This window comes from Pseudobdellovibrionaceae bacterium (genome assembly GCA_015163855.1).
Taxonomy (GTDB): Bacteria; Bdellovibrionota; Bdellovibrionia; order Bdellovibrionales; family UBA1609; genus JAAOIH01.
Genome location: JAAOIK010000047.1, coordinates 1 through 5,650 on the forward strand (window position 1 = coordinate 1; position 5,650 = coordinate 5,650).

Below are 5,650 nucleotides of genomic sequence, written 5' to 3' on the forward strand. Positions count from 1 at the left end.
CCTTCTTGTCATAACACTAGTGACCAAGACAACAATTCTTGTCCTGCTTGCGAAATAAATCTTTGTTCTCTCTTTCAAAATCCATGGAAGGTAAAAATAACTACCAATATTCTAACTGCAAACTCCTCTTCATTGAGAACCGACCCCGCCGACCCTGCCTGCTTTACTAAGCTAAGCCTGACTACTTTTTTAAACCTTAACCTCACAAAAAAACCTCAATCTTTTTTACTCTTAAAAAATCAGCTTCCCGCTCTTGCTAAAAATAAAAACTGGCAAGCCTTTCACTCTGTCTTCTTAATTTAAAAAAGCCCCCTATGATGACACCTCAAAGCGGTTGTCATTCATTTAGAGTTGCTTAGAAAAAGCGCTCGTTCAAAAACCAAACAACAACAGTAAAAACAAAACATTAAGGTTGGCCATAGCCGACCACAATAACCAAAGGAAAAAATTTATGAAATACCTTAGACTTTATATCTATAGCTTTTGTACTTTAATGACATTGGGAGTTTCCGCTCACCCTATTTCTTACAAAGGGTCCATGGGGATTATGACCTATCAGTCCCCCTCACTCACACACACCCAATTGAATTACTCGTTTCGCCATTGGCTGGCCGCAGGAGTTCATCATATAGCAATTCCTAATCAAAAAAAATCAGCGACTTTTGCCTCGGTTAATCTGTTGCTTAAGCGTTGGAATGGTAGCGGTCTTCAAGCCAATCTCTACACCATTCTTGGTGCAGGGCAAAGTCACTTAGGAGAATCTCGAGAAACTTCGGGTTTAACTGGTCTTCAATTTGACATTGAAGATAGGGATTACTATTTCCTGGCCAAGCAAACTCAAATTTTCCATAAAAAAGGGATCGACTTGAAACAAACAATCGTTCGCACAGGGTTTTCTCCTTATGTAGACCCTTTTGATGGACTTCACTCTTGGTTGATACTTGAGTGGAAACAAACCAACCTTCTTAACAAAGTCACTCGTTCTGATCTCACACCTTTTGTGAGGCTCTTTTACAGAAACCTTTTGTTTGAGCTGGGCCAATCCTTTAAAGGTGATACTAAAGTTAATCTTATCGTTCACCTTTAGAGGAGTAAAAACTAAAAAATAAAGCTGTCTTATAGGCAGCTGTAAACAACAAATCCATGGAGATTAAAATAATGAATAAAAAAATACTTTCCCTTATAACTGCTTTTGCTTTTTTCCAAACATTTTCACAAACATTTTCACAAACTGCTTTTGCAAAAATGCCAAACAAAAAAAGTATAAATCACAAATCGCAACACTCGGCAAAAAATCAAAAGAACCTTCGTGGCAAAGTCACAATTAAAGTTAACGGTATGGTTTGCTCTTTTTGCGCTCAAGGCATTAAAAAAAACTTTGCACAATATAAATCAGTGAAGTCCACAAAAGTAAATCTAGACAAGATGCAGGTTACTATTAACCTTAAACCTGGAGCTACCTTGTCAGAGAAAGAAATTGCCAAAGTTATTGTCGATGCTGGTTTTTCCTACAAGGGGGTTAAAAAATGAATCGCCTAAGCGCTTGGTTTTCTCTTTTTACCTCAACAGGAACTCTACTCTGTTGCGCCCTTCCTAGCTTGCTTGTTGCGCTAGGAATGGGGGCCGCCATGGCTGGGCTTGTTACCGCCGTGCCACAGATAGTTTGGTTGTCTCAGCATAAGGCTTGGGTTTTTATGGGCAGTGGCGTAATGCTCTCCCTATCTGCTTATTTACAATACAGGGCTCGTTTTGAAACTTGCCCCATAGACCCTAAGCAGGCTGAAGCCTGTAAAACTGGCCGCAAGTGGTCTTTAAGAATACTTATATTCTCGATAGTTTTGTGGTTAACTGGAGCTTTCTTTGCCTTTGTAGCCCCGAGAATAATGTAGATATATATACGCGCTGGCACTATTAAATGTTGTTTTATTAAGGGAATTTAAAAAACAGAAGAGCTACAACAGCTCTTTCTCGCTAATAAAAAAGTGAGAATCTACGGGGCAAGCGCCCCCTTTTTCGGAAATGTATTGGCCAATTAGCTTAAATATATTTCCTGTTTTTTTGTTAAGCACCTTTACCAAAATATTTTTTGTGTTTTTATCACCTTTTTTGCTAAAGCCTACAATTTTTAATGCTGAGTTTTTTGGAGAGCAAAATTCTCCCACGCGTAAAGAACTTTTTACTCGCGACAAATACCCTTTTATAAAGTTAGACTCCTTACCTTTTAAAGCAATAAGCCCCTTTACCCCTAATGGAAGTGCCTTTTTGCTATTAACACGAACCACCTGCCCACTTTTAATTATTTTTTTAGAATCTAAAATAGATTTAGTAGTCACTATATTAGTGGGCACTTTCATAATAATTTGTATTTCTTTTTCGAGACCAAAAAATTGCCTTTGTGAGGGTTTAAAAAGTTTAATACTTTTTTCTAATAAAAATTTTGATGTCGTTACAAATCCGTCTTGGCAAAAATCTGCTGTCGGCACCTTCATCAGACTAGTGTAATCTAGCAAGGCTTGGCCTTCTTTATCTAAAGCCAAAAACTCTACTCTAGCTCCAAAAACGGGCTTGCACTGGGCCACAGTATTATCTTTTGTTTTTAAAAAAATTGCATCGGGTATTGCTATTTTATATACCTTTCCAATAACTAATTCTTCTCTAGAGCTTGGAGCTCGATTGTTTTTTACAGGAATAGAAAATCCAAAAACATCTTTACCACTTATGCTCCCCGTTTTTGTGTTCATAAAACTACACGAGCTTAACAGTAGTAACAATATCATCAGTGACTTCATAAAAAACCTCATTATTTGGTATATAGTGTTTAAATGTCTAAAAAATAATATCTAATAAAAAAACAAAAGTCGCCATTACAGCAAAACCTAATTAAAAATCTGGTAATTTGTCTAATTTGAGCAAGAGGGTCAGGACCCTTTCTCTTATTTATTCCAATTATGGCCTTCGTCAAAGCCTTGTTTCTTTTTTAAATAGTTCTTCATTTTTAAATAGTTCTTCATTTTTAAGCTCAGCTTGCTGTCTTTACAAACTAAGTTATATCCACAAATTTTTACTTTCTCTTTATCTATAATTTGTTGAAACATATCTCTTCCCCAACCTTCATATACTCTTGCTAAGGAAAAGCTTACTGTTCCAAACTTTATCATTTCATAAACCGAATCGGGATAATACCCATGAGGAAAATTGTCTTTTATGTATTTCTGAAATTTTTTACTCTTTTCTTTGTCTATTGTAACCGTTGATGTAACTCCAATTAATTTTATATAATCTCCATCTATATAAAAAAGAGGCCCTCCCGAGTCTCCATGACCAGCATAAGCTTGCCCTTTCAAGTCTCTTGTGGAAACGCCAATATCACTGGCAGAAACCACTTTTCCATAGGCGTACTGCCTAACCCCGCTTCTAGGTTTTCCCACTCCTGCGTAGAGTATTCTTTTTCCCTCATAAAGTTTTGGTGAAACATGAACATTTACTGGGTCAATACCAGAAACCGGACTTTCTAATATATAAACTGCAATATCGTTTTTTTTAGCCATATTTAAAGGAAACCCAATCTTGTTAAGGGCGTGTTTTTTTTTACGAAAAAAACTTTGCGCTTTTTTACCCGCAAATTTAAGAACATCCTCTGTTGGCTTACAGTGCCCCGCTGTTAAAACCACCCTTGGGCCAATTAGCGTCCCCGAACAATAATTATTACTATAAGAAGATAAAAAACTACCATAAGAGGCTACAAGAGGTTGCATAGCCTGAATGCTGCTATCTTTTAGCGTTAAGCCTCTATAAATAGCTTGTGCAGAAAATGGAGTAATCAATAGTAAAAAAAAACTTAACTTTTTCATAAAAAATTAACCTCAATAGTTTTGCAAGTAACACTCTTTTTGATTTACAAACTCTATATTAAATAATTATATCTTGCTATTAAGTTAGTAATTTTTATAATTGAGTAAGAGTAGTTTGAGGGTCAGGACTCCCTCTTAAAACAGTGGGGGCTGACCCTCAAATAAAAAAAGAATGTCGAAAATTAAAAAAATTATTCATGTCGACCAAGACTGCTTTTACGCCGCTGTGGAAGTGCGAGATAACCCCTCGTTAAAAGGCAAACCCGTGGCTGTGGGAGGGGCGGCTGATCGACGAGGCGTTTTAACTACGGCCAACTATGAGGCGCGAAAGTTTGGGGTTCGGTCGGCCATGCCCACCTCCCAAGCCTTAAAGTTGTGTCCTAATTTAATTTTAGTTCCCGTTCATATGGAAAAATACAGAATAGCAAGTCGAAAAATTAGAGCGATTTTTAAACAATTTACCTCGCAAATTGAGCCCTTGTCTTTAGACGAAGCTTACCTTGATGTTACCGATTGCACAGACTTTAACGGTAGCGCCACTTTAATTGCCAAAGAAATTAGAAGCCAAATCTTTGCAACTACAAAACTAACGGCCTCGGCAGGGATTGCTTCTAACAAGTTTCTTGCCAAAATTGCCAGTGACTGGAAAAAACCCAATGCTCAATTTACCATCTCCCCTAATATGGTTGAACCTTTTGTTAAAAATTTAAAAATAGAAAAAATTCCTGGTGTGGGAAAAGTGACTGCACAAAAAATGCATAACTTAAATATTAAAACTTGTGCGGATTTACAAAAATGGAAAATAACCGATCTTCATTATCAATTTGGTAAGTGGGGAATTAAGCTTTTTGATCTTTGCCGAGGGAAAGATGACCGACTTATTGTAAGCTCTAGGGTAAGAAAATCACTAAGTGTCGAAAACACCTACAATAAAGATTTGCAAACACTTAACGAATGTTTAAAAAAAGTTCCTTCGCTGTTTGACAACTTTAAACAAAGGCTTTTAAAAACGAATTTAGAAAATAACATTCATTCTCTTTTTGTTAAGATTAAGTTTTATGATTTTAAACAAACTACCTTAGAACTATCTTCTACTAAAACGCCTTCGGTGGAAATTTATTCTAAAATGGTAGAAAAAGCTTTTATGCGAAAAAACAAGCCCGTACGACTTTTAGGAGTGGGCGTAAAGTTTCCAAACAAAACTAAACCCAAAAGTTCTTTGCAGCTAGAGTTGTTTTAAACAAACTTTTACTCACTGTTTTTTTTTCTATCTAAAAGTCTTTCTAACAAAACGCTATACAGCGGCATGGCACCCAATACCTAGACTTGAGTCTGTTTTTTTTTCATTTTTTTATCTATAAATCCGATGGGTTTATAGGTGAAAAGATAACAAAAAAAATTTATAAAACCGCGAGAGAGATAATTATGAAAACTACTCAAAAAATTTTAATGGCCTTAGTTAGTTTAACCTTATGTTTGATGCTAGCCTCTTGTAAAGCAACAACATCCCCTCCAGGTTCTGGAGTTTCAGAGCTAATACCTCCTGATGGGGGAACTGACAGGGAAATTGATGAAAAAACTGATGAAGAAATTGATGAGGAAATTTCAGAGGAAATTTCAGAGGAAGACGCCGATATTAATGTTCCTGACAAAAATAAACTGGCATCAGATTTAAATCGTTTAAGAACCTTACTTAAAAGCAGTTATGCTCAAGCGATTACTGCAATAGGTAGCGTGGCATTTACAAATAGACCTGGCGAATTAGCGGTCTACTTAGAAACCTCGGGCATTGATGGTAC

The 5,650-nt window shown here is 36.4% G+C and carries 7 protein-coding genes; 5 read left to right on the forward strand and 2 right to left on the reverse strand.

Translation table 11 applies throughout. The annotated features are described in order from the left end of the window. Nucleotides 1-451: 451 nt before the first annotated feature. The 3 genes from HAW63_05670 (at nucleotide 452) to HAW63_05680 (ending at nucleotide 1,889) form a co-directional block, all read left to right on the forward strand. On the forward strand, nucleotides 452-1,087 hold the full coding sequence (locus tag HAW63_05670; protein MBE8163456.1) for a hypothetical protein: 636 nt from the start codon (nucleotides 452-454) through the stop codon (nucleotides 1,085-1,087). A 158-nt stretch (nucleotides 1,088-1,245) separates the two neighbouring features. Next, nucleotides 1,246-1,530 carry a heavy-metal-associated domain-containing protein gene (locus HAW63_05675; GenBank protein MBE8163457.1) on the forward strand — a complete coding sequence of 95 codons (285 nt, stop codon included), beginning with the start codon at nucleotides 1,246-1,248 and terminating at the stop codon, nucleotides 1,528-1,530. Then, entirely contained in the window at nucleotides 1,527-1,889 is a 363-nt protein-coding gene (locus HAW63_05680) for a hypothetical protein (protein MBE8163458.1), read from the forward strand. Before HAW63_05675 ends, HAW63_05680 begins: the two co-directional genes overlap by 4 nt. 63 nt (nucleotides 1,890-1,952) lie before the next feature. On the opposite strand, the gene HAW63_05685 is transcribed toward HAW63_05680, so the two are convergent. Continuing rightward, entirely contained in the window at nucleotides 1,953-2,789 is an 837-nt protein-coding gene (locus HAW63_05685; protein MBE8163459.1) for a hypothetical protein, read from the reverse strand. 144 nt (nucleotides 2,790-2,933) lie between these two features. Beyond that, nucleotides 2,934-3,851 carry a S1 family peptidase gene (locus tag HAW63_05690; protein ID MBE8163460.1) on the reverse strand — a complete coding sequence of 306 codons (918 nt, stop codon included), beginning with the start codon at nucleotides 3,849-3,851 and terminating at the stop codon, nucleotides 2,934-2,936. A gap of 172 nt (nucleotides 3,852-4,023) precedes the next feature. On the opposite strand from HAW63_05690, the gene dinB reads away from it, so the two are divergent. Together dinB and HAW63_05700 are read left to right on the forward strand one after the other, a co-directional pair. Beyond that, nucleotides 4,024-5,091 (forward strand): DNA polymerase IV, encoded by a 1,068-nt coding sequence (gene dinB, locus HAW63_05695; protein MBE8163461.1) that lies wholly within the window; start codon nucleotides 4,024-4,026, stop codon nucleotides 5,089-5,091. 185 nt (nucleotides 5,092-5,276) lie between these two features. Continuing rightward, nucleotides 5,277-5,650, forward strand: a 374-nt coding sequence (locus HAW63_05700; GenBank protein MBE8163462.1) for a hypothetical protein, incomplete at its 3' end; no start/stop codon positions are given.

Bases quoted from the DNA above. Each gene is read 5' to 3' on its own strand.
- HAW63_05675 (MBE8163457.1), top strand. From the start codon at position 1,246: ATGCCAAACAAAAAAAGTATAAATCACAAATCGCAACACTCGGCAAAA.
- HAW63_05690 (MBE8163460.1), bottom strand. From the start codon at position 3,851: ATGAAAAAGTTAAGTTTTTTTTTACTATTGATTACTCCATTTTCTGCA.
- HAW63_05670 (MBE8163456.1), top strand. From the start codon at position 452: ATGAAATACCTTAGACTTTATATCTATAGCTTTTGTACTTTAATGACA.
- HAW63_05685 (MBE8163459.1), bottom strand. From the start codon at position 2,789: ATGAAGTCACTGATGATATTGTTACTACTGTTAAGCTCGTGTAGTTTT.
- dinB (MBE8163461.1), top strand. From the start codon at position 4,024: ATGTCGAAAATTAAAAAAATTATTCATGTCGACCAAGACTGCTTTTAC.
- HAW63_05680 (MBE8163458.1), top strand. From the start codon at position 1,527: ATGAATCGCCTAAGCGCTTGGTTTTCTCTTTTTACCTCAACAGGAACT.